Below are 1467 nucleotides of genomic sequence, written 5' to 3' on the forward strand. Positions count from 1 at the left end.
AAGAAAGACCAGGCCAGGCGAGGCACGCGACGGGTTCCCGAGAAGATCATCACCCTTGCGCCCGCGATACTTCAGTAGCTCAAGCAACGGCATTGCGACAACGGGATCAAGTGGCGGGCCATGCCGGCCGACTTCCCGCCGTGGGACCGGGTCTATGCGTTCTTCCGCCGCTGGCGCGACCACGCGCTGGTCAGAGAGTTCCACGACCGGCTGCGCGGCCGGGTCCGCGAGGAGTCGGGGCGAGATGCGGAACCGACGGCCGGCGTGATCGACTCGCAGTCCGTCAAGGCGGACGCCGTCGTCGGCGCCGACAGCCGCGGCTTCGACGGCGGCAAGCTGATCAACGGCCGCAAACGGCACGTGGTGGTCGACACCCTCGGCCTGCTGCTGGGCGTGATGGTCACCGCGGCGGACATCGGCGACCGCGCTGCCGCGAAGGTGCTGCTTGAGCGGGTGACCGACGCTCACCACCGGCTGGAACTCGTCTGGGCCGACGGCGGCTACACCGGCAGCCTCGTCAAGCACTGCCTGGCCGCGCTCGCGCTGGTCCTGGCGATCGTCAAGCGGAGCGAGGCCATGCGCGGCTTCGTGGTGCTGCCCAAGCGGTGGATCGTCGAGCGGCTCTTCGCCCACCTGATGCGAAGCCGCCGTCTGGTGCGTGACTTCGAACGATCCACCAGCAGCGCCGAGGCGATGATCTACTGGTCGATGACCATGATCATGCCCCGCCGCCTGGCCCGCTCACGCTCCGCGCGAGGGTGAACCGGCCCGGTGCCGGCTCGGCCAGCCAGCCCCGCGCGACCAGGCGTTTCGCCTTCGACCGCAGCCCCTCCACCTTGGCAGGCACCACGTCCAGGCCGAACGCAGTGGCCATCTCCTGACAGGTCAGCGGCCCTTGACCGAGACGGCCCCGATCCTCGATCGCGGCCAGGATGCGCTGGTAGTCCACCGACAGTGCCGTCCCGGCCAGCCCCTCGCGCCACATCGGAACCTGCGACCTCGCCTTCACCACCAGAGGTGCAGACGCCTCCACCTCGGCTCCAGTCACAACACCCTCTGGCACCTCGGTGACCACGCCGGCTGAGTCACCGCCTGGCGCGGACAGCACCGCACCGACACGCTCGCGGGCGATCGTCCACTCCGACCACTCCTGCTCGGCCACCGCGACCTCGGCCTGGATGCGGTCCGCTTCCTCACGCAGCCCGTCCACACGACGACGAGCGGCAAGCTCGTGCTGTTCCAGCAGTCCGACAACCGACGGCATCCACGGCCTCCACGAGAGCGACGAAACGACACCCCATCACTCCCACACCGACGCCGCCCCTACCCCTGACCAGCGAAAACACAGTCGTCAGACTCGGAAAGACAACAGCGTCTGATATCTGAGGGTGTGTTGTGCTGGGTGGGCGATGGTGCTGCTGTGGTGGGGTGGCAGGGGCGTCAGTGGGGTTTGTTTCGTGGTCGGCT

2 protein-coding genes are annotated in these 1467 nt (G+C 68.4%); one reads left to right on the top strand and one right to left on the bottom strand.

Annotated elements, in window-relative coordinates; translation table 11 throughout:
* Nucleotides 1–105 precede the first annotated feature (105 nt).
* Entirely contained in the window at nt 106–762 is a 657-nt protein-coding gene (locus ACIQM0_RS39325; protein WP_401296065.1) for an IS5 family transposase, read from the top strand.
* Here the strand turns inward: ACIQM0_RS39325 and ACIQM0_RS39330 are convergent.
* Entirely contained in the window at nt 719–1264 is a 546-nt protein-coding gene (locus tag ACIQM0_RS39330) for a hypothetical protein (protein ID WP_401296063.1), read from the bottom strand. The genes ACIQM0_RS39325 and ACIQM0_RS39330 overlap by 44 nt on opposite strands.
* Nucleotides 1265–1467 lie beyond the last annotated feature (203 nt).

The organism is Streptomyces sp. NPDC091387 (genome assembly GCF_044756945.1).
Taxonomy (GTDB): Bacteria; Actinomycetota; Actinomycetes; order Streptomycetales; family Streptomycetaceae; genus Streptomyces.